The sequence below is a fragment of the Sphingobacterium puteale genome (assembly GCF_050986225.1).
GTDB classification, from domain to species: domain Bacteria; phylum Bacteroidota; class Bacteroidia; order Sphingobacteriales; family Sphingobacteriaceae; genus Sphingobacterium; species Sphingobacterium puteale.
The window spans coordinates 6,476,518-6,498,815 of record NZ_CP158959.1 but is presented as its reverse complement, the minus strand read 5'-3'; the positions used below and the strand labels follow the sequence as shown (position 1 = coordinate 6,498,815).

General features: G+C 41.3%; 15 protein-coding genes. 6 read left to right on the top strand and 9 right to left on the bottom strand.

All coding sequences use genetic code 11. From position 1 onward, the window contains the following. Positions 1 to 29: 29 nt before the first annotated feature. From ABTV71_RS26880 to ABTV71_RS26850, 7 genes are all read right to left on the bottom strand, one after another. Positions 30 to 728, bottom strand: coding sequence for a hypothetical protein (locus ABTV71_RS26880; RefSeq protein WP_121120869.1), 699 nt, complete (start codon positions 726 to 728; stop codon positions 30 to 32). Positions 729 to 772: 44 nt separating this feature from the next. Further along, positions 773 to 1,183: a hypothetical protein gene (locus tag ABTV71_RS26875; protein ID WP_121120868.1), complete on the bottom strand. Its 411-nt coding sequence runs from the start codon at positions 1,181 to 1,183 to the stop codon at positions 773 to 775. A gap of 210 nt (positions 1,184 to 1,393) precedes the next feature. Next, on the bottom strand, positions 1,394 to 3,064 hold the full coding sequence (locus ABTV71_RS26870; protein ID WP_121121267.1) for a SusD/RagB family nutrient-binding outer membrane lipoprotein: 1,671 nt from the start codon (positions 3,062 to 3,064) through the stop codon (positions 1,394 to 1,396). 10 nt (positions 3,065 to 3,074) lie between these two features. Beyond that, positions 3,075 to 6,137 (bottom strand): SusC/RagA family TonB-linked outer membrane protein, encoded by a 3,063-nt coding sequence (locus ABTV71_RS26865; RefSeq protein WP_433901673.1) that lies wholly within the window; start codon positions 6,135 to 6,137, stop codon positions 3,075 to 3,077. A 458-nt stretch (positions 6,138 to 6,595) separates the two neighbouring features. Continuing rightward, positions 6,596 to 7,507 carry an EamA family transporter gene (locus ABTV71_RS26860; protein ID WP_433901672.1) on the bottom strand — a complete coding sequence of 304 codons (912 nt, stop codon included), beginning with the start codon at positions 7,505 to 7,507 and terminating at the stop codon, positions 6,596 to 6,598. 3 nt (positions 7,508 to 7,510) lie between these two features. Beyond that, a complete protein-coding gene (locus ABTV71_RS26855) occupies positions 7,511 to 7,897 on the bottom strand; it encodes a RidA family protein (RefSeq protein ID WP_121120864.1) in 387 nt (128 codons plus the stop codon). Between the two features lie 10 nt (positions 7,898 to 7,907). Beyond that, positions 7,908 to 8,039: a DUF6728 family protein gene (locus ABTV71_RS26850; protein ID WP_317125717.1), complete on the bottom strand. Its 132-nt coding sequence runs from the start codon at positions 8,037 to 8,039 to the stop codon at positions 7,908 to 7,910. A 249-nt stretch (positions 8,040 to 8,288) separates the two neighbouring features. Here ABTV71_RS26850 and nagA point away from each other — a divergent pair, with 249 nt between their 5' ends. The 3 genes from nagA (at position 8,289) to ABTV71_RS26835 (ending at position 11,995) form a co-directional block, all read left to right on the top strand. Further along, positions 8,289 to 9,395, top strand: a complete 1,107-nt coding sequence (nagA, locus tag ABTV71_RS26845; RefSeq protein WP_433901671.1) for an N-acetylglucosamine-6-phosphate deacetylase — start codon at positions 8,289 to 8,291, stop codon at positions 9,393 to 9,395. Between the two features lie 208 nt (positions 9,396 to 9,603). Then, positions 9,604 to 11,226 carry a glycoside hydrolase family 10 protein gene (locus tag ABTV71_RS26840; RefSeq protein WP_433901670.1) on the top strand — a complete coding sequence of 541 codons (1,623 nt, stop codon included), beginning with the start codon at positions 9,604 to 9,606 and terminating at the stop codon, positions 11,224 to 11,226. 214 nt (positions 11,227 to 11,440) lie between these two features. Next, complete coding sequence (locus ABTV71_RS26835) at positions 11,441 to 11,995, top strand: acyl-CoA thioesterase (protein WP_433901669.1); 555 nt, start codon at positions 11,441 to 11,443, stop codon at positions 11,993 to 11,995. Positions 11,996 to 12,026: 31 nt separating this feature from the next. Here the strand turns inward: ABTV71_RS26835 and ABTV71_RS26830 are convergent, their stop codons facing one another. Together ABTV71_RS26830 and ABTV71_RS26825 are read right to left on the bottom strand one after the other, a co-directional pair. Further along, positions 12,027 to 13,322: a RagB/SusD family nutrient uptake outer membrane protein gene (locus ABTV71_RS26830; protein ID WP_433901668.1), complete on the bottom strand. Its 1,296-nt coding sequence runs from the start codon at positions 13,320 to 13,322 to the stop codon at positions 12,027 to 12,029. A 6-nt stretch (positions 13,323 to 13,328) separates the two neighbouring features. After that, on the bottom strand, positions 13,329 to 16,340 hold the full coding sequence (locus tag ABTV71_RS26825) for a SusC/RagA family TonB-linked outer membrane protein (protein ID WP_433901667.1): 3,012 nt from the start codon (positions 16,338 to 16,340) through the stop codon (positions 13,329 to 13,331). Between the two features lie 315 nt (positions 16,341 to 16,655). Between ABTV71_RS26825 and ABTV71_RS26820 the strand changes: the two genes are divergently transcribed. The 3 genes from ABTV71_RS26820 to ABTV71_RS26810 all read left to right on the top strand — a co-directional run bounded on the left by ABTV71_RS26820 (position 16,656) and on the right by ABTV71_RS26810 (position 22,125). Next, positions 16,656 to 19,736 (top strand): SusC/RagA family TonB-linked outer membrane protein, encoded by a 3,081-nt coding sequence (locus ABTV71_RS26820; protein ID WP_433901666.1) that lies wholly within the window; start codon positions 16,656 to 16,658, stop codon positions 19,734 to 19,736. A gap of 4 nt (positions 19,737 to 19,740) precedes the next feature. Continuing rightward, complete coding sequence (locus ABTV71_RS26815; RefSeq protein WP_433901665.1) at positions 19,741 to 21,378, top strand: SusD/RagB family nutrient-binding outer membrane lipoprotein; 1,638 nt, start codon at positions 19,741 to 19,743, stop codon at positions 21,376 to 21,378. 99 nt (positions 21,379 to 21,477) lie between these two features. Beyond that, positions 21,478 to 22,125, top strand: a complete 648-nt coding sequence (locus tag ABTV71_RS26810) for an N-acetylmuramoyl-L-alanine amidase (protein ID WP_433901664.1) — start codon at positions 21,478 to 21,480, stop codon at positions 22,123 to 22,125. Positions 22,126 to 22,298 lie beyond the last annotated feature (173 nt).

Sequence of the window (22,298 nt, the reverse complement as noted above, 5' to 3'; positions counted from 1 at the left end):
GAATGGCTAAAATACGAAAAATTTAATTTTTACGATTTATATACTTCTACAATAGGTTTTCCATCCTTGCATTGTACTGGTTTCGCCATATTTGGGCAGTCCCCCTGACACGTTGTTTTGTCGAGCCGGAGTTTGTTTTCCATTAAGCGGTTGTATATACCTATTTTTTCTACCATCTCTTTTGACCGGATGGTTTTGTGGACAGCTATACCTTCCATGCAACAGCCTGTACGTAAAAAATGGCTGGTCCAATCGTTTGGATTTGTACAGGTTACGTCTTTATAGAATTCTTGTAGCTCTTTATATCTTTTAGGTAGTTCGGCGTTGATTTCCTCGATGGAAAGATTATGCGCAAAACGCATTACGGCTTTTCCGTTATCACAGAGTTTTTCCAAGGGCGGGTTGGGGGGAAGAGGGTCTAATGTAGCAGCGTAAATACCCTCGCGTTGAGCCGCTTTCTGTTGTTGGCTCTCCAGACGATCCAGTTCTTGTAGCAGTTTTTCGAATTGGTTTTTCAGGGAAGAATGGACTAGATAATAGCTGGAGTGTTCTATAATTTCAAATTCATTGATATTTGTACACGAGACAGATTCGAGCAACGTGCTGATTTCCTGTGTTTTTTTATTGACTTGCTCAGACCAATATTCATACGATTTAGAACTGTCTTTAGAGCAGGCAAGGAACAGTATCAATCCAATAATCGGAAGGCTAAATATTATTTTTTTCATATTTGGTTAATTTAGGTTTGTAAAGTTTTCTGTTTTGAATTGGTTTATTCGTACTTGATCATGGCCTTTCCTTCCTGACAGATGACATCAAGTGGTTTTCGATAGGGAATGCAATTGATTCTTGGCGCCATCATGGGCTGGTATATTTCCATCAGCTTATTATAATCATTGATCATGTTCTGTAAAGTTGTCTTATCAACAGAACGGTGGTAGGGGATATGACTGGTGCCACATACAGTCTGAATATCTATGATTTTCCAATCCTCGGTATCGGTACATTCTTTTGGATTGGCCAGCGCAATAATCTTACTGTATTTTTCATTTGAGAGTACCTCCAGTTCTTTTTCGGTTTTTTCTTTATAGGGATTGTCCAGATGAGATTCGGATTTGCATACGACAAATAGCATCGTACAGGCGAGCAGGGAGGTAATACCCAGGACGGACAGATTTTTCATAATCGCATATTTGGTTTTTTGAATGAACGGGCAATCTGGAAGGAGCGCTACAGGGATAGATAAAAATTCTCATTAACGTGATTTTTTGGAATGCCATGTATATTGGAACATGCTAAGCCATATTGGCTTTGGAGGTGGATCAATGGAGCAATCATAAAAAAGCGGCTTAACCAAAAGGTTAAACCGCCTTAGTATAGGAAAAAATTCCGTTTAGAAATTTCCTTTGGCAACATCCCACCACAGGCGTGTCCCACCATTGTCTGGGCCACCTAATAGGGCAATTGCTTTCTGTACTTCGGCCGCATTTGTATTGTATTCATTTTGCGAGAATGGTAGTCGACGAATCTGTATTTTCGTGTCGATCAGGTCTGCACTATTGTTTACAACGACAGGGAACAGGCGAGGATATCCTGTACGGCGGAATTCACTCCATGCTTCCTGTCCTTCCGGGAAGATAGCTAACCATTTTTGTGTAATGATGCGCTCCAATTTTTCTTCATTGGTCGCAGCATCGTTCCATTTGATCGTTAATGCACTCGGCGAATCGGCATTGTTTTTTGCATTGTACGGGTCTACATAGGCTGCTGCTTTGCTTGTGTTGTCATTTAAATACGTGCTTAGGCCTGATGTAACTCCCCATTGCCCAAATGAAGTTTCAATTCCTTTTTCATAAAGAGATTGTGCTGTACCACCTGCATTTGCCCAGCCTCTTAAGGCTGCTTCAGCACGTAAGAAGTAAACTTCGGCAGCCGTCATCAACATCGGCGCTGTGCTTGCGGTAAATGAAGGAGTATTACCTTCCGTATTTAACGCCGAAAGCTTTTGATAGCGTGTTTTGTCAATGCCATCACCTCCGATGCGTATGCCTATATATTTACCTTGAACATTTGCCAGCGCAGGATCCTTTTCAACAGGAGACATATACTTTGAGATTCTTGGATCTTTTAGTCCCTCCATGTAAGCTGAAAGCGTAGCGTTGATGCGGGTATCCGCCCAATTTTTAGAAATAAACCAAAGGGGGTTGCTAAATGTACCATCGGTAGGTACAGTAACTTTAAAGTTTTCGGTATTATTTTCCAGTAGCCCTCCATTTGTCGCATTTAATGCTTTTTCTCCCTGCGTTTTTGCTAATTGTGGGTCTATTTTGACAATACGCATAGCAAGACGCAAACGAAGTGAATTTGCAAGTTTAAGCCAGTTCTTAAAGCGTGTCTGGTTATCCATATTTGGATAAACTAAATCTATTGCTTCTATTTTATCTGTCATTGGACTTTGGGCGTCGAAAGCTTTCAAAGTTTCCACAGCCTGATCTAGCTCGGCGAAGAAAGCGGCATAAATATCCGATTGTTTATCATAAGGAATAATTTCATCAGATGTTCCGACTTTGGTATAAGGAATGGGGCCGTACACATCGGTAACCCGGCTGGCAGCTTCCACTTTGATGACTTTTGCGGCGGCACCAAGTGCAGGATAGGTTTTGTCCAATCCATTTTTTTGTAATCTGTCCACAGCCTTGATCACGTTAAGATAGAGGACTTTAAATGTTTCACCATTCCAGCCGTTTGTTAACGCATAATTAAGGTTGCTTCGGTTTCCGAAGGGATTGGGTGACATAAAATAGCCTGAATAAACGTCGGCGTTGAGGTTTTGTTGTACCTGGAAAGAATTGGGGTCGCCACCACCTGAAAAATTGTAAATGGCCATTTGTGCCGTCTTAAAGAAGATTTCCAAATCTTTTCCGTCAGCAGCAAGATCACCATCTGTCAGGCCTAAATTATTTTTGTTGTAATCGTCAAAATTTTTGGTACAGCTGCTTAAGGTTCCTCCAATGAGTAAACCGGCAGCAATAAACTTGCTTATATTGTTGAATGTATATTTCATGTCTGTATTCTTAAAAAGTTGCATTTAATGTAAGGCCGTAGTTGCGTGTTGCAGGCATCATAAAGATGTCAACACCACTTAATGAGTTGCCTGTGGACATGGTTACTTCAGGATCGAAAGGCGCTTTTTTGGTAATATAGAATAAGTTCCTTCCTACAGCATTGACACGAAGTTTTTTGAAGAAGCTATCTTTGATATTGAAGTCGTAGCCTACAGTGAGTTCACGTAAACGTACGACAGTACCATCGTAGATATACTGGCTGCTCACAGGAGACATACCGCCGGTAGATTCATACCAGGCTTGTGGATCTACGGAAGTTACAGCAGCTCCTGCGGTTGTAACGCCGTTGATGGCAACGTGCCCATTTGCCCGAGCATCACCGGTCGCTTTTGATACGCCATATCCATCAAGTAAAGCCTGTGTTACGGACATGACCTCATAATCAAATTTACCATCAATAAGGAAACTTAGATTGAAGTTTTTATAGCTAAAGGTATTGTTCCAGCCCATTTGCCAAATTGGATTTGAATTTCCAAGTTTAACATATTGTGAGGTTGTCTGCGGTTTACCTGCAGCGTCAACAAGGATCCGCCCTTGATCATCTTTCACGAAATCTAAACCATAAATATCTCCAAAAGATCCACCAACCTTAAATTTTGATGCATAGTTACCAAAAAGCCCGTCCCCTGTAAGGGCAAACTCGCTTACACGATCATCGAGTTTAACAATCTTGTTTTTATTATACGTAAAATTCAGGCTGGTATTCCAGGTGAAATTATCGTTTTTAATCGCATCCAATGATACCAATGCCTCGACCCCTTGGTTTTGAATGTCTCCGGCATTGATTGCATATTGGTTATAAAGAGAGGCTTGATTCGCTGCAATCTTAAAGAATTGATTTTTTGTGTTCGTTTTGTAGTAAGTCACATCTACATTCAAGCGGTTGTTCCACATACGCCATTCCGTACCAATTTCTAATGAATGCGTTTTCTCAGGTTTTAGACTTTTAAGAAAAGAGATGTCATTTAAAGTCAATACAGCATAGGGACCCAATGAATTTGTCAACAGTGTAGTGTATGGCGGGAGATCATTACCTACTATAGCATAAGATCCACGTACTTTCGCCATATTGATAAATTCAGGCATATTCAATTTATCATTCAGTACTACGCCCAGACCAACAGATGGATAGAAGAAAGATTTTGTGTCGGTGAATGCTAAGGTACTTGACCAGTCATTACGGGCTGTTAGGTCAAGGTAGAGCCATTGATCGTAAGACAAGTTTGTGCTTGCAAATACCGACTGTAATTGTCTGCGGTTATTGGAGAGACCTGTTGGTGTTGGTGTTTTGGAGTTCTGGATAATGAACTGATTGGGATACTCCAGCCCCGCAGTTCCGCTCGTATAATTGACACCTTCTGTTTTCCAGTCGGTGATACTCGTTCCGACAAGTCCTGTAATCTGAAATTTGTCGTTAACATGGAAATTCATGTTGGCGATCAAATCTCCATATTGTTGTGTGATCGTTGTATTGGTATAGTTGTAGCCGCCATTTGGTCGTGCCAGGATACTCTGCGTGCCGGCATATGCTTTTCTGTCCCAGACCTCACTTGTACGGTCAACACTTCCCCGCGCCTGTACACTGATCCAGGGGGCAATTTGGTATTTTGCGCTACCATTTAACAGAAGCCTATTCCTTTTTGAACTGTTTGGGTTTCTATTGACCACCCACCATGGATTTTGTTGCGTCGTTTGATCATCAACCAGCGTATACCAATTTTGGTCGTAAAGATTCCGGCTGCTATTGAAGGTTTCAAATTGTTTGTAGTTAGCGATATCTAGATTTCTCGGCAGTAAATATAAACCAACTATAGGGTTGTAATAAAATCCGGATGTGGGTGCATTATCCAGTTTTTGTGTAATATAATTGGCACTTCCTTCCACAGTCAGTTTATCATCAAAAAACTTTGCGCTTTCTTTCAGATTGAAATTATGACGCATCAGATCGTTTTCGGGTACTATTCCCTTAGCTAGGGTATTGGCATAAGAAAAATAAGTTTGATTTTTTTCGTTACCGCCAGATAGTGTCAGCGAGTTTGTGAAATTACTTCCTGTACGGAAAAACTGGCCTGTATTGTCATAATTGGTCCCATCAGTTTTGCCTCCCCAGCTTGAGACGCTGGTATTATCGTTTTTTCCACCTGTTCCCTGTCCATATTGGTTTTGGAACTTGGGTAATGATACGGGTTGTTCAATTTGTGCACTTGAAGAGAAGTTGACAACTGTACGCCCCTGTTTTCCAGATTTGGTGGTAATCAAAATGACACCATTAGCGGCTTGGCTACCGTATAATGCTGCTGCGGAGGCACCTTTTAGCACGGAAATATTTTCTACATCTTCAGGATTGATCAGAGCAATTGGATCCCCGCCATCGCGCTCTCCACCAAAAATATTTCCCGGTTGTGTTGCCAAGGTTTGGTTATTGATCGGAACACCGTCGACAACATAAAGTACCTGGTTGTTACCGGAGGCGGATTTGTTACCACGTAAAACGACTTTTGCCGAACCTCCCGGGCCCGAAGAACTGGAAGCGATATTGACACCCGCTACCTTACCGTTTAGGTTGTTGGCCAAGTTGGTGCTTTTTACCTTGTTCAGTTCATCCCCGTTGACCTGTTGGGTAGAGTAGGTCAATGATTTCTGTGCGCGGCTGATACCGAGTGCGGTGACAACAACACTTTCTAGCTGTTGCGTCTGCTCATCCAGACTTACTGTAACGGTGGTTTCACCCGGTCCGAGTGTAACGGTTTTATTTTCGTAACCAATCGTGCTGATATTCAGGACACGATTTTTATCGTCAACATTGATCTGAAATGCCCCTTTGCTGTCTGTAGAACTGGCTGTTGAGGTACCTAAAACTTTGATTGTAGCACCCACAAGTGGAGCTTTTGATTTAGCGTCAACAACCGTCCCTTTCACTTGGCTGCTTTGCGCATGAAGTAAAGATGCCGAAAAGAGCATTGTCGGAACAATACTCAGCATCCTTAGTGTAGTGTATAATTTGTTATTCATATAGTATATGTGTTATATTCAGTTTTTTATATACATATTTTCATAACAGAAGTTATTTTCCGCAGTAATGGGCTAATTCCATTTAGCATGTCGGTTAGGAAAAACGTATTGAATATGAATGGAAAGCAAAATCAGTGATTATGGTATGCTATTCAATACAGAAGTGATAGGAGCAAAAGGAGGTGTGATTCCCCTTAAATTGTGCACTAATTTACTACTGTTGATGAAAAATCAAAAATTTTGGTAAACAAAGTTGATACAAATGTGAAGAGTTGTTTGGTAAGTTGTTGTCTGTGAGGTGAATGTGTTTTGTCATTTTTTGTTCCTTGCTGGAAATGTATCCTCCTTTGAAAGGAAAGTGAATAATCTGGCTTATTACCATTGCAATTAATGGTGATAAGCAAGATTATTTATAATAATTTAATTCCGGGTGTAATTGATCCTTGGTTAAAATTTACTTAAATTTTCCTGGTCTGGCGGAAATTGATACTATTGAAAAGGACGATGGCCATCAGTATAATTCCATACGCCAGATATTTGATGAAGGGAACAGGCTCCTGAAAATAGGTTGCTGCCAAGGTGAAGGCAATGATTGGATTAATGTATAGCAATACACCTGTGGTGGTAGAGGAAATACCAATCAAGGCGTACATACTCAGAAATAGTGGAATAATGGTAAATATAACTGCAATCAGTATTATTGTACCCCAAAAGACAGGATCTGTGGGGATCTCATGATGATTATAGATCAGTTTGGGTATAACAAATAGTGCACAGATTGTCAATTGGACAACTAACTGATTGAGTTTGTTAAAACCCGTAGACACGCGCTGTACGATAAGATAGAAGGCATAACAGGTGGCGATGGTCGCTGCCCATAGAACATCATGCAGCGATCCTTTGGCTAATAGGCAGACACTGCCAAATGCAATGAGGAGAGCCATCTTCTGAATCGGGCGCAGTTCTTCTTTTAAGATGAAGTAGGCTGCTGCCGCCGTAATCAAAGGGCAAGTCAGATAAGCCAGAGCTGCGGACTGGATGCTGATGTGGTTGACGGCATAAATATAGGTGAACCAGTTGCCGAAGATCAAAAGCGAGGCGAGCACGGTAAGGCCGGTCTGCCGAATTTTGCCCTTTTTTGAGAGCTCCCTGAATTTAAGAATATCCAAGCGCAGCGTCTTCCGTTGGAAAAGCAGGAGATAGAGCCAAAGTGCGGCCAGAGCCGTTACGATCCTAAAATAGAGAATATCCTCGGCAGGATATTCCCGTATCCACCGAACGGGAATGGACATGAATCCCCAAATGAAGGGAGCCAAAAAAGCCGCGAAAAGATATTTTCCGCGGCTTACAGTTTCGTTGTTATTTTCCACGGATTAATCTTTCCAGGCGATCACCGAAATCTCGACATTGACATTCTTTGGTAATGTCTTCACCGCCACGCACTCACGCGCCGGTTGTGCTTCTTTGAAATATTCGGCATAAACATCATTAACGAGGCTAAAGTTGCCCATGTCACTTAAAAAGATGGAGGCCTTGACGACGTCCTGAAAGGTATATCCAGCATGTGTTAGAATGGCTTCCACATTTTTCAATACCTGATGTGCCTCATCTTTTACGCCGGAAGATACCAGTTCCATCGTCTCTGGAACAAGTGGAATCTGTCCGGAAACATAAAGGGTATTACCTGCTTTAATTGCTTGATTATAGGGGCCTATTGCCGCAGGAGCTTTGTCTGTATTGAAAATCTCTTTTTTTGACATGGTTGCTAGTTTAGGATGAAAAAAATATTTTATAGATCAACCCCAATAAAAAGACAATAACAGCCGTTGCATTAATGATATGCATGGCTTTAATGCTGCCATTTGTGGGGCGATCGGCATTGCGCTTTCTGAAAAAGTACATGGAACTAAGTTACAACAGTAAATTAAAAAGTTAAAATTAAAAAAGTAAAAATTTTGGGATAGCGCAAAGACAAATCCTAACTTTAGCAAAGGAAGCGTACGCTGCAAGCTTTTACGTTCAGCAATGCCTGAATGTATAGGACTGAAACAGAGAGAAACCTGTTCCGGATCGGAAAGTGATATCAGGCTTTGAGTGAGGACGACAAACCAAAATTGGTGTGTCAAACAGCTTAACTTATACTAATTTTTGATGAAAAAAACAGCATTGATCGGCGGTAGGATTTATACCGGAACTGAAATTATAGCGCATAAAGCATTGCTTTTGGATGAAGGAAAAATTGTAGGGATCGTCGATGAGCAGGATCTTCCAGAGGGATATCAGCTGCTTGATGTCAAAGGGGCCAATGTTTGTGCCGGATTGGTCGACCTGCAATTGTATGGTGATGGAGAGGATCTCTATTCTGCCGAACTTAGTGTGGAGGCATTGGAACGAATCTCCAACGGACTGATCGATAAGGGGACCACTTCCTATATGATGACTTTGGCAACAAATACAATTCCGGTATTCAAAGAAGCCATTCGCGTAGCCGAGAACTATCACCACGATGCATTTTTAGGATTGCATCTCGAAGGGCCTTTTCTGAATGCAAAAAAACGTGGCGCTCATCCCGAAGAACTGATTATAGCGCCTACGAAGGAAAGGATCGAAGATCTGCTGCAGGAAAATAAAGTTGTCAGGATGATGACGATTGCCCCTGAATGTATTTCGGACGAGGTGCTGGCGTATTTGCAAGGTTACCAGCTGCTCCTCAGTGCCGGGCATAGTAATGCTACTTTCGAGGAGGGAACACATGGTTACGACTCGGGAATTCCAACGAGTACACACCTCTTCAATGCCATGTCACCGCTGCATCATCGCGAAGTAGGTTTGGTCGGCGCTATTTTTAATCATAAAAGTGCTTGCGCGAGCATCATTGTCGATGGGCATCATGTCAGCTTTGAAGCCGTGAAAATTGCCAAACGGCAGATGGGTGAGCGTCTATTTATGATTACGGATGCTGTGGCGGCATGCAGTAAGGGGATCTATCAGCATGTATTGAATGATGGCTATTACGCCTTGCCGGACGGAACCATTTCAGGGGCCGCAATTTCCATGTTTGAAGGAATCAGAAACTGTGTGGAACAGGTTGGAATTCCACTGGATGAGGCAATCCGGATGTCTACGACTTATCCGGCTAAGCTATTACAGAGAAGTGATATCGGGAATTTAAATGCGGGAAGCATGGCTAATGTCATCGTATTTACGGATGACTTCAGGCTGAAACATGTAATCTTTAAAGGGGAACTACGTTATTGATCGCCGAATAGCACGAGTTTCCAGATAGCATGGCTTCGTAAATTGAATCGGAATGCTTTGTCATCTGACAATGAAATCTATGCTTCTTCTTTTCATCCGATAGAAATATCTTCTTAAAGCGGATGGGCGACGGCTAAATTTCTTTTCTATTGAAATTTAGCTTAGTTTTGGGGTTAGTTTGAAAAAAAACATAATATTCTATAGCTTGATGAAACGTTCCTTATTATTTTTAACTACGGCACTCTTTCTTTTGACTTCTTGTTCATCCAAGAAAAATAAAAAGCAAGAACCTGTAAATACGAACACCAACGTTGAAATTGTAAAAAAAGATCCCCCTTCGGTTCCGAAGCGAGAGCGGATGAAAAATACGATAGAGACAAAAGAACAGCCTGCGGTTGAAAAAAAGAAGGATGTCGTTGTTGATCTTCCACCTGTGCCCCGTGAGTTTCGTGCGGCTTGGGTAGCTTCAGTTGCCAATATCAACTGGCCGAGCAAAAATAATCTCAGCACCGCAGAACAACAGCAGGAAGCAATTGGTATTCTGGATTTTTTGAAGAATAATAATTTCAATGCGGTGATCTTTCAGGTACGTCCTTCGGCAGATGCCTTTTATAAGAGCGATCTTGAGCCATGGTCGTATTTTTTGACGGGAACGGAGGGGCAGGCCCCCTCACCCTATTATGATCCTCTTGAATTCTGGGTGGAACAGGCGCACAAACGAGGAATTGAGCTTCATGTTTGGCTAAATCCTTATCGTGCGCACCATACTGCCGGTGGGGCTGTGACTTCGGCTTCGATGGCCCGTAAGATGCCAGAATCCGTTGTAAAGTTAAAACAGGGCTATTACTGGTTTGACCCGTCCAAACAATCGACACAAGATCATGCCGAACGTGTCGTGATGGACATCGTTAAACGTTATGATATTGATGGGGTACATTTTGACGATTATTTCTATCCCTATGCTGAATACAATGGTGGACAGGATTTTCCGGATTCGGACAGCTATAATGAGTTTAAACGCAATGGTGGTACCCTGTCACGTGGTGATTTTAGAAGAAACAGTGTGAATACCTTTATTGAGCGGATCTACAAGAATATCAAAAGGGAAAAAAACTTTGTGAAATTCGGTATCAGTCCGTTTGGAATCTGGAAACCTGGTTATCCTGCAGGTATACAAGGTTCAAGTCAATACGATATGTTATATGCAGATGCTAAACTATGGTTGAACAAAGGCTGGATTGATTATTTTGCGCCACAGCTTTATTGGCCTATCCAGCCGGCAAAACAAAGCTATACGGCTTTGTTGAAATGGTGGGAAAGTGAAAATACAATGGGCCGTCATCTTTGGCCGGGTATCAATACAGTCGGAAGGCGCGGACCGGAATATGTGCAGGAGATTGTCAATCAGGTCGCGGTGGCACGTAATATTCTGCCGGATAACCGCAATGGTGTGATTCATTGGAGTTTGGCCGGACTGAACAAAAATCCGGCGATGACCCAGGCGCTGGTGGATGGACCTTATCAAGCTAAAGCTTTGGTTCCGACAAGTCCATGGCTCAATGCAAACCCTTTGTTGAAGCCGACTTTGCTACTGACGCCACAAGGAAATAATATGTTCTTGAAATGGCAGCATCAGCAAGTCGATCAGGTTGCAAAATGGGTGTTGTATCTGAACTATGGTGGGCAATGGACGTATGAAATTCTGGAACCGGGTGTAACAACGAAAGATGTCCCGATGGTATTGAATAGCAGAAAGTTACAATATGTTGCGGTTAAGGCTATTGATCGTTTGAGCAATGAAAGCCCTTATATCGCTGAAAAAATTAAATAAAGAGTTTTTTGTACTATTTGGAAAAGGGGTATCTGACATTTCGGATATCCCTTTTGCTTTTTTATATCTTATCGGATCATCTGATTCGTCTGACATGTGCTTCTATGCCGAATGGCGGAACGTATTTGTCTTTTTTAGATCACAAATGTTGGTGTTTGCTAAAACACAGTGATTTTGTTTTGAATTTCGATCTGTCCGGGGTAAATTTAGGGATATGGAAGAGATCTATAAAACCGTTAGTGACTCAGTTATCCGAATTTCACAGCTGATGTTGCCCTCCAACGCTAATTTCGGCGGAAAGATTCATGGAGGTTATATTTTGTCTTTGATGGATCAAATCGCTTTTGCGGTAGCCTCTAAATTTTCAGCCCATTATTGCGTAACAGCTTCAGTGGGCAAAGTCGATTTTTTGAAGCCGATCGAGGTAGGGGAGCTGGTCACGTTAATTGCATCCGTTAATTACGTTGGCAATTCGTCGATGGAAGTGGGGATTCGAGTGGAGGCAATGAATATCCAAACCGGTGAAACAAAGCATTGCAACTCCTCTTATTTTACCATGGTCGCTAAAGATGAAACGGGTAAACCTGCCCGTGTGCCCCGGTTGATCCTGGAGACGGAAAAGGATGTGTTTCGATTTTATCGCTGTGTGGTCAAGATGGAAGTAGATAAAGAGCGTGATCGTGCTATTCATGATTTGGAGACAGATTCCGCCGAGCAACAGGCTTATATTAAAAAGCATTATGATGTGAAGATTGCATTGAAAAAATAGGGGCTATCTTGTGATGATAGCCCCTATTTTCTTAGATTGCAGGATCCGCAGGTGTATTCGGATTACCGATTCGTTCCTGATCGGGATAAGGATAGAAATTCCGGTTGCGTTCTGTTGTGTTTTGTGGTGGGGCAGGACGGCCAAAGCGTCTGCTGTCTTCCAGTCGTAAACCTGACATAAATAATTCCGCGCAGCGCTGTTTGTAGACTTCGAGCAGTAGGTCATTTTTGTTGACGGCTCCGGCATATGCGGGTAATCCTGCATTGACATTGAATAAATCACCGTTGGCTTGGGTGCGGACTTCATTGATCAGATCCCGTGCCTCGGTCAATGAGCCGTTGTTCCGTAATAAGGCTTCGGCTTTGATCAGTTTCATTTCGTCGGGTAAGTAAACAGGAACCTCTCCGGTCTGCGTTTGTGCAAAGCCTTTAAGACTCAGTACATCTTTTATGAGTCCCGTATAAAAACCGATACGTTTGTCGTCGGCGTCAAAAAGTCCAGCTGGTAAACCGAGGTTTTCGCGGGCAACGTAATATTTTAGATTAATAGTCGTATGCCACAGTGGATTTTGAGCTAGCGCGGTGTATTGAAATTGATTTTTTGAGGTCAGGTCAACTTTGTTAGCTAGGCCGTAAGCTTCCGCATATTTTCCTGCCATGAGACTGTATCGTGCAGCAAATGCGTATAACACATTGGTTAGGTTAAAGTTCGGGCCGGCAATTGTTGAATTGAATTCGGAGGATGCCGGTGTTGTTTGGATTTCCTGGATCGCCTCGTTCAGCAATTTAATAGCGGTTTCCAATACCTGCTGGCGAGGTACAAAGGCTGCCTTTCCACCTAAGTCGGTTTGGATATTTGCTTGTTCAAATGCAGTAGCAAGATTTCCCAATGCAATGGCTTTGTATAATTTGGCATGTGCGATGAGTGCCGATAGGGTTCCTCCGGTAATTGTGGGGATATTGGATACATTAGCCAATATGGTTTCACTCATTCCCATCAGTTTTTGGTTTACTGACCAATAGGTCAATATATTCCCATTTGCCGTAGGTAAATCTGTGCCCCCTGCTTCTAACTCAAGGGTGTTTGTGAATGTAGCGACCCCTTTCAATTCTCTTGAAGTGACCGCTGGATAGAAATAGGTTGCTGCAATGACATCTGTTGAATACAATGTACGTAAGCCGACACTCAGCGCATAGATACCATCTTTAGATTTGGGTACTTCATTTCCATATGGTTGATTCAGATTGGGTAGATCCATTTTACAGCTACTGAACGTCATGCTAAGGCAAGCGGCAAGGATCGTTATGATATTTATTTTCTTTTTCATGATTGTTTAAAATGAAAGGTTTACGCCTAAAATTACTTGACGAGGGAGTGGTACTTCGACGAAATCGAATCCACGGACGGCATTGTTTTGACCTGCAGCATTAATTTCGGGATCCCAGCCACTATAATTGTCAAAAGAGAATAAATTGCGACCAGCTAGCGAAAAGCGTATATTTTTAATTTTGGAGTTGGCAGGTGTCCAATTATAGGAAGCCGAAATTTCCCTAACCTTCACAAATGATCCCTTTTCAATCCAGTTTTCCATAATGGAGAATAATGCTGCTGAAGTTCCTTTTGGTACCTCACCTCTCAACTCTGGTTCATAGCCAGCAAGTCCACCGTATAGATCTCTGTCTCCTACACGTCTGGTAAAATTAAAGACATCTTGACCAATTACAGCGTCCAGCTGTGCACGGAAGGTCCATTTTGAACCGATATTGATCTCGTTGATAAAGGACCCTGTCCAGTCTGGGTTGGGGTCACCGATCACTTTTCTTAGGTTAGCCCCGCTCGGAACTCCATTACTGTCTTTCCCAACCTTGGCTGTAGTCGGTAGTCCCGCTGGATTATGGTAGATAGAGCCGTCTTCGTTACGGGCAAAATAGGTTGCGTAAAAAGCTCCTAAAGGGTATCCATTGACTGCTGCTACCTGACCAAATCCGGCGGTATACATAAGTAATCCTCCTGGAACATTGTTTACGACATTTTTATTATGGGAATAAATAGCTGTTACATTCCATTTCAAATTTTCTTTGAGTACGGGTACTGCTCTTAACATCACCTCTATACCTTTATTTTTCATTGTTCCTACATTGACAAATTGTGTCGTATAGCCCATTGACGGAGTGAGGTTGATATCCAATAGCAGGTCTTTAACATTCTTTTTGTAGTAAGAGAACTCTAGGCCTAATCGATCCTTAAAAAGACTGAGGTCGGTACCGATCTCAAATTCCTCTTGTCGTTCAGGTTTGATGTTTTCGTTGCCTAGTTTGTTGCTGACAATAATACCGTTTAAGCCGCTTACCGTTACCGGATTGAAGAGTGTGTATCTGTCGAAAGGAGATAAGGCGGTAAGATTTCCGGCTTGACCATAAGAGGCTCTAATTTTGAAGTTGGACACGACTTCATTGATTTTAGAATTCTGCCAGAAAGGTTCGTTCGAGACAACATAACTTCCACTTAGTTTGGGGTAGAACTGGCTTCGGTTGTCTGGGCCGAAGGCAGAAGACATGTCATAACGAATAGCACCCGTCAGATAAAGTTTCTCTTTAATTCCAAAAGTCTGTTGGAGAAATGCGCCAAAGATATTCATGTCCGAGCGAAATTCTTTTGGAACAACAACACCATTGTCTATAGTTTCGCCACCATATCCCATTTGCGTAGCCTTCATGTTGGTAGACATATTTTTTTCAGTCTGGAAAGTCAGGCCGGCACCGGAAGTAGATTCCAGCCAATCCCCAATCTTTGTCTGATAAGACGCATTAAAATCGTTATTCAGTAGGAATGTAGTTAAATCAGCACGTTGCGCATATCCTGTCGTATAAGATGGCGTTGTGTTTCCAGGAGGAATGTACGCTGTCCCGAGTGAATTGGCATTGTCAAATCCGAGGATATAATTTAATGTCAACCCTTCCACAGGTTTTGCCTGTAATGATAGATTCCCAATAAATCGGCTGGTACGTTGTGCAAATCTGAAATTGTTAATAGCTTCTAAAGGGTTTGTCCTTTTTACAACTGCGACTGGAGTTGTGGAAGGATAATAGCCCGTTACAGGATCGCGTTCAGGGTTAATATAGTTATTGCTGAAGATAAATCCAGTTAGCGCACCATAGGCTTCGTTCATACCTCCGTTGGGCATCTCATTGGAATGACTATACACGTAATTCATTCCGGCACCGAGTTTTAGCCAAGAATTTAGGTCCTGGTCCAAACGAGCGCGGAGTCCACCACGGGTAAAATCGGTATTCTTGATAATTCCCTGATTGTTTAGGTAATTGCCGCTGATATAGTATTTTGTGCCTGCCGTACCTCCGGACATAGAAATGTTATTATCGGTGCCGATGCCGGTCTGAAAAATTTTATCCTGGTAGTCGTATCTTGTGACATCAATTTGTGTGAGATCGGCGATATCTGTCTTGGCGAAAGTTTTACCATAGGTATTGTAAGGTAGCTTCTTTCGCAAAGATGAAGTTTTCAAGCTTGTGCTAAAGGTAAAAGTAGGTTTTCCTTCTTTTCCTTTTTTTGTTGTGATCTGTACCACGCCATTGCTTGCCCGTGATCCATAGATCGCAGCCGCAGCAGCGCCTTTGATAATCTCGATGTTTTCAATGTCGGCGGGATTGATGTCAACCAATCTGTTTTGGCTATATCCCCCCAGATCCAATAGCTCTGTAGAGGAGTTGTTAACAATAATACCATCCACGATATACAGTGGACTGCCGCCTCCAACGATGGAACTTGGGCCACGTAATTGCACGCTAATACCGCCGGCTGGGTTTCCGGAGTTTTGAGAGATTTGTGCTCCGGCTACTTTTCCGGTTAAAGCCTGGTCGATGGAAGTTGCATTACTATTGGCAATATCTTTTGCGTTGACGGTCGATACTGCATTGCCCAGGACTTTACGGCTTGTTCCTACTGTGTTGCCGATGACAATTACCTCATTCATTCGGACTAAATCTTCCTGAAGACTCGGAGCGAGGGTAAGGGTTGTCTGGTTTCCCAGTTCGATGCTGGTCGTGGTCGGCGCATAGCCGACATTGGATAACACAAGGTCATACTTTCCGGGATTGACAGACGTGGTCAAGGTAAATTCGCCGTTCGCATTGGTGCTGACGGCCCGGTTTGTCCCTTTGAGTTTGATGGTTGTTCCAGGGACGGATTGTCCGGTGCGGGAATCGGTGACTTTGCCTTTTATCGTGTAATTCTTTTGCTGTGCGAATGCTATGGAGCTTGCTCCAAGCATCATTAAGAGCGAAAAATAACGATAAGGCACTTTGCTGGTTAGTAAGTGTTTTATCATAGAAGTGGGCTTTTAGTTCAATAGGTCGCCTATTGTGGTTTTATTTGATATAAATATAGAGTTTTAAATGATCTCTCGTTATGGTTTTGTATTTTTTTTGCTACAATTTACGGTTTTATGTGCTTTTTTGTGCTTCTTTATCGGTTTTTTAGTTGTCGATGTATGCGATAGTTCGTTTATTTTTATTTCTTTTTCAAATACTTATGCATAAACTTGCATAACTACGCCACTTTTTATAGTATTGTAATATAATTGGTGAAAACCTCGGGCTGGAATCTCCCGTTAAGATCAGTTATTAACAACTAACTAAATACCATGAATAAAAAATTACTCTTATTCTGTTCAGGAGTGATGCTATCTACCAGTTTATGGGCGCAGACCAAAACGATTACAGGTAAGGTGACGAATGCCTCGGATGGTGGGTCTATGGCTAATGTTACAGTAAGCATCAAAGGTAAGCCTGTCAGCACACAAACTAATCCAGATGGAAGTTTTACGATTAAAGCCGAGCCCGGAGATATTTTAATTTTTAGAGCTGTAGGTTCGAAAGAAAAACAACAGGCTGTTGGTGCGGATGCTACCGTCAATATTGCTTTATCAGGCAGTGAAGAAGCTTTAGAGGAAGTGGTTGTAACAGCGATGGGCATTAAGAAAGAGAAGAAGGCGCTAGGTTATGCTGTTCAGGATATTAAGGCTGATGAATTGATGAAGAATAAAAATCCGAATGTTATCAATTCATTAAATGGAAAGATTGCTGGGGTAAACGTGACTAATTCTGGGGGAGCACCGGGAGCTTCGGCTAATATTGTTATTCGGGGAGGAACCTCACTTGAACGGGATAATCAGCCTCTCTTTGTCATCGATGGAATTCCAATGGATAATTCTACCGGCCAAGGGGATAATTCAGCATTTGATGGCAATCAAAGTATCTCTACAACAAATGGGAATAGAGCGTTGGATATCAATCCGGAGGATATTGAGTCGATGTCGGTTTTAAAGGGGCCAGCAGCGGCTGCGCTGTATGGTTTGCGGGCAGCGGCAGGAGCTATTGTAATTACAACCAAAAAAGGACAAGAAGGAAATACAACAGTTGGTATCAATTCAAGATTTGGTGTAAATTGGGTAAACAAATTGCCTGAACAGCAATCGAAATTTAAGAAAGGATCTTATTATAATGGTTCTTTTATTGATGAAACGATCGAATCTTGGGGTGATCCTTTTGCTTCAGGTGAAAAAGTGTACAATAATATGAAGGATTTTTATCAAACAGCACATATGTTTGATAATTCTTTCAATGTCTCAGGAGGAAATGCTAAAGGGAATTTCTACTTGTCAGGTTCAAATCTATATCAATCAGGGGTCGTGCCGACGACTGATTTTAAAAGATCTACGATCCGATTTAATGGCGAGCAAAAACTAGGGATTTTTACTTTCGGAGCAAATGCTTCTTATTCAAATAGTAATACCAGGAAAACATTGACAGGTTCAGGTCTTTGGGGAGCTGGTGGTGCAGGTTATATGGAGGGTGTCTTAATATGGCCTAGAAATTATGATATGCATGATTATCTGAATCCAGATGGAACAAACAAGTATCTGCTGCCTAATTTGGAGCCGGAAAATAATACAGATAATCCCTATTGGACTATTAACAAAAATCCGCAATCCGATAAAACCGACCGTTTATTGGGAAGTGTTTACACGAATGTTAAAGTAACAGATTGGTTTGATATTACTTACAGGCTTGGTATAGATAACTATACTAGTCAATTCAATTCCATGTTATATCCCGGCTCGAGTGTTAAGATCGCCTGGCAAAACGGTATGATGTCTAATACGGATAAGAAATACCAATATTTAAATAGCAATTTAATGCTGAACTTTAAGAAGCAGGTTGATGATTGGGATTTTAATTTGTTGTTAGGGCAAACCGCTGAAGATTGGAACACGAAATCGACCTCATTACGTGCTGAAAACTTTGTTTTGAAGGGGTTTGAAAGTTTGAACAATGCAGACCATGCAGACCAATATTTTAATCAAAATTTTACAAATCGACGGTTAATGGGGGTTTATGGCGATCTGAGAGTTGGTTATAAAGGTATAGCTTATATTAGTGCGACGGGCCGTAACGACTGGGCTTCAACATTGCCAAAAAATAATCGTTCCTTTTTCTATCCTTCAGTTTCGGGAAGCTTAATTTTTACCGAATTATTTGAGAAAAATGACATCTTAAGTTATGGTAAAATTCGTTCTTCATGGGCTTCGGTGGGTAAAGATACTAATCCTTATGTGACAAATACGTATCTTTTTGGTCCTGAGCTTACCATTGGTGGTGGTTTCAGAAATAATTGGACCAGAGGTAATGATCAGTTGATTCCAGAGAAAACAAACTCATTTGAGGTCGGTACTGATTTGAAATTTTTGAAAAACCGTATAGGCTTAGAGTTTACTTATTATAATACTTTGTCCAAAAATCAGATACTTCAGCCGCGTGTTTCTAATGCAACTGGATATATATTAAGCTATTATAATATAGGGGAATTGGAGAATAGAGGTTTTGAATTGTCATTGTCCGGTTCTCCTATAAAAAATGAGAATTTTGAATGGTCTACGATGCTAAACTTGTCTCATAACAATGGACGGGTAAAAGATTTATTGCAGGGGCTGGATATTTTATATGTAACAGATGTGCAGGTTGGTACAGGTAAAGCTGCTTCGTATAATAACGGAGATTTTATGGCAATCAGTGGTTCTAAGTGGCAAACAGATGAACAGGGGAACTTATTGTTGGACTACAACACTGGGATGCCTTTGACTTCTACCTCGACAACAACTTATATAGGAAACAGGGAGCCGGACTTTATTGGAGGTTTTAATAATAGTTTTAAGTATAAAAATTGGGACCTGAACTTTCTTTTTGATTTTAGGAAAGGTGGAGATGTATACAATGCAAGCGAGTATTTAATGACTGTGAACGGTATGAGTAGAATAACAGAAAATAGGGGTGAAACTATTCATTTTTCTGGCATGTCATTAAATCCGAATACAAAACAATACGAGCATATTGAAAGGGATGTCGTTGCATCTGAAGCGTATTATAAAGATGTGTACACCAAGCATACCCCAAATTTTGTGCAGAATGTAAATTGGTTTCGTTTACGCTCAGCCTCCTTGACTTATTCGCTTCCAAAGGATGTTTTGACAAGATCTAAATACATTAGAGGGGCATCGTTTACGTTCACTGGGAATAATTTATGGTTGTTGACAAATTACAAGGGGGTTGATCCTGAAACGAGTGCTGCTGGAGCGGGGGTAACTGGTTCAGGTTCGGTTGGAATCGACTATGCAGGTGTTCCTTCCACAGCAGGATTTACGTTTGGTGTTAATCTAAAATTCTAGAGAAATGAAAAAAATTGTATATATAATTTCGGCAGGTGCATTGATGTTGTCATCATGCAGCAAATGGCTGGATATCAATGATAATCCTAATACGGCTAACTCGACAGTGCCAACTGCAGATCAGCGGTTGCCTTCTATTTTAGCTCAATTTGCAGACGCCTATGAAAGTGGGGGGACAAGAGCGGCACATATTACACAGCAATTGGCCAACGTATATAATGGCTCGGCTAGAAATTATAATTTGTCGCGTTGGTTTTCTGATGCGTCTGCTGCGAATTGGCCTTGGCAGGCTTGGTACGTTAATACCGCCGTTAACTTGGAGCCAATGGAGGTTGCTGCGGAAAAAGTCGGTGCTTACCATTATATTGGGGTAGGTAAAATTATGAAAGCCTGGGGTTTTGGGTATATCGCAGATTTTTATGGCTTGGCTCCTTATAAAGATTTTGACAAGGCGGATAACATTACACCTAGTTTTGATGATGCAGAGTATATTTATAGTCAAATCATACCCTTGTTGGATGAGGCAGTCAGTGATTTAAATAAAACGCAAGGGTCGGCTGCCCCGGCTCTGTCAAAAGGGGATACTTATAACGGTGGGGATGTAAGTAAATGGATTAAGTTAGCCTATGGTCTAAAAGCTAGATTTTTATCGCACTTAAATAAAAAATCTACTTATAATCCTGACGCTGTTTTGGAGGCTTTGGGAAAAGCAGCAAAAACTGCAGCTGAATCCACGGTATATCAATATGTGGATGACCCAAATGTATCATCAGATAATACTGATAAAGCAGCCTTACAATATGTAAATACTTCTGCATCAACACGGGTTACGCAGCTTTATATTGATTATATTACCAATAATTATACAGGAGCGCCAAGTGGAAATAATAATATGTTGGATCCTCGTTATTCTTTGCTAATCCCTCAATCTCAGGAAAAAGATGGTAGTTTTAGATTTACGAAAGGGGTAGATATGAGTTCGAATATAGTGTTATCCGGGCCAGCTTCATATACTTATACAGAAAAGACCAATTCCTTCACCAATAAAGATTCTATTTATATCGCCCTGCGAGAGAGTAAGGCGGCTAACGGACGTGTTTTGTCAACTGGAACTTGGTACAATCACAAAGGATCAAAGGGGTTATTTGTGACTGGTGCAGAAATGAAATTTATTGAGGCGGAAATTCGGTTGAGAAAGGGCCAGAAGGACTTGGCCTTATTGGCTTATAAAGAGGGTGTTAAGATTCATATGGAATTAATGGGTGTTGGTGTATCGGAAATTACTAAATTTTTAAATAGTTCTTCTGTCGTGCAGGATGCTAATAAGTTAACGATGAGTCATGTGATGATTCAGAAGTATATTGCATTATCTTATTCTCCTGAACAATGGGTGGATCTGCGCAGGATGGATTACTGTACTGATGGAAATGGAAATTACAACGAACAATTGGGTGTCTACAAAGGGTTTAAACGAGTGCCCCATGTGTATACTCAATCTTATCCAAATGCAACGGATTGGCCTCGTCGTTTTGCTATGGCTAGTTATGAATTGAATTTTAATAAAGCCCAGTTGATAAAAGCTGCGCCTACTGCTGAGCTTCCTACTTATTTGAACGAACCTGTTTGGTGGGATAAAAAGTAATAAGTGATTAATTTTTTTAAAGGCTTGAAGGTTTTCTTCAAGCCTTTTTACTGCTGCTGTGGTTGTTCGCTTAAATTTTAAAATTGTTAGCTTTGTATAATGAGATCTTTTTTGTTATTTGTTCACTGCCTGTTTGTGGCAGTTTTGTTTGCCCAATCGCCCAAAATCGTTCAAAAGCCGATTACTTGGAATCAGGAGCGTATACAGTTGTCCCTAGATTATTTGAAAAATAGACATGGGCTAAGTCAGGTGGTACCAACGATACAGCCTAAGATGGTGGTGGTGCATTGGACAGCAAACAATAGTGTAAAAGCAACTTTTAATACGTTTAATCCCGTGAAATTGCCAGGAAGACCTGAGTTGACTAAAGCCAGTGCGCTGAATGTCTCCTCTCAATTCGTTATCGATCGCGATGGAACGATTTATCAATTTTTACCCGATACAATTTTTGCTCGACATACCATTGGTCTCAACTATTGTGCGATCGGTATCGAAAATATCGGCAGCCGTCAGAATCCATTGACTGATGCGCAGTTGAAAGCAAATGAAGAGCTTATTCGTTACCTGAGCAAAAAGTATCCTATCGAGTATGTAATCGGTCATCATGAATACCAACGCTTTAAAAGAACTTCCTGGTGGAAGGAAACTGATCCAAAATATATTACAGGAAAAGATGATCCCGGGGATAAATTTATGCATGCGTTGAGGGGGTGTTTAGTTGATCTGAAACTAAATCAAGTGCCGTAGATTATTTTTTATACGTTATTAAGCCGAATAAATCCTATTTATTCGGCTTTTTTCGTTATTGTGCGTTTTAAAACTATTTTTTGTTTTAATGTATGCGTTTTTATGCTATATTTGATAAAAGAAATATATAAACCAATATTTTTGCCTAAAATCCATTTTGAAAATGATAGATG

Excerpts from the sequence above, each read along its gene's own strand:
- ABTV71_RS26835 (WP_433901669.1), top strand. The coding sequence starts at position 11,441 with ATGGAAGAGATCTATAAAACCGTTAGTGACTCAGTTATCCGAATTTCA.
- ABTV71_RS26825 (WP_433901667.1), bottom strand. The coding sequence starts at position 16,340 with ATGATAAAACACTTACTAACCAGCAAAGTGCCTTATCGTTATTTTTCG.
- ABTV71_RS26865 (WP_433901673.1), bottom strand. The coding sequence starts at position 6,137 with ATGAATAACAAATTATACACTACACTAAGGATGCTGAGTATTGTTCCG.
- ABTV71_RS26830 (WP_433901668.1), bottom strand. The coding sequence starts at position 13,322 with ATGAAAAAGAAAATAAATATCATAACGATCCTTGCCGCTTGCCTTAGC.
- ABTV71_RS26840 (WP_433901670.1), top strand. The coding sequence starts at position 9,604 with ATGAAACGTTCCTTATTATTTTTAACTACGGCACTCTTTCTTTTGACT.
- ABTV71_RS26875 (WP_121120868.1), bottom strand. The coding sequence starts at position 1,183 with ATGAAAAATCTGTCCGTCCTGGGTATTACCTCCCTGCTCGCCTGTACG.
- nagA (WP_433901671.1), top strand. The coding sequence starts at position 8,289 with ATGAAAAAAACAGCATTGATCGGCGGTAGGATTTATACCGGAACTGAA.
- ABTV71_RS26880 (WP_121120869.1), bottom strand. The coding sequence starts at position 728 with ATGAAAAAAATAATATTTAGCCTTCCGATTATTGGATTGATACTGTTC.
- ABTV71_RS26820 (WP_433901666.1), top strand. The coding sequence starts at position 16,656 with ATGAATAAAAAATTACTCTTATTCTGTTCAGGAGTGATGCTATCTACC.
- ABTV71_RS26870 (WP_121121267.1), bottom strand. The coding sequence starts at position 3,064 with ATGAAATATACATTCAACAATATAAGCAAGTTTATTGCTGCCGGTTTA.
- ABTV71_RS26855 (WP_121120864.1), bottom strand. The coding sequence starts at position 7,897 with ATGTCAAAAAAAGAGATTTTCAATACAGACAAAGCTCCTGCGGCAATA.
- ABTV71_RS26850 (WP_317125717.1), bottom strand. The coding sequence starts at position 8,039 with ATGTACTTTTTCAGAAAGCGCAATGCCGATCGCCCCACAAATGGCAGC.
- ABTV71_RS26815 (WP_433901665.1), top strand. The coding sequence starts at position 19,741 with ATGAAAAAAATTGTATATATAATTTCGGCAGGTGCATTGATGTTGTCA.
- ABTV71_RS26810 (WP_433901664.1), top strand. The coding sequence starts at position 21,478 with ATGAGATCTTTTTTGTTATTTGTTCACTGCCTGTTTGTGGCAGTTTTG.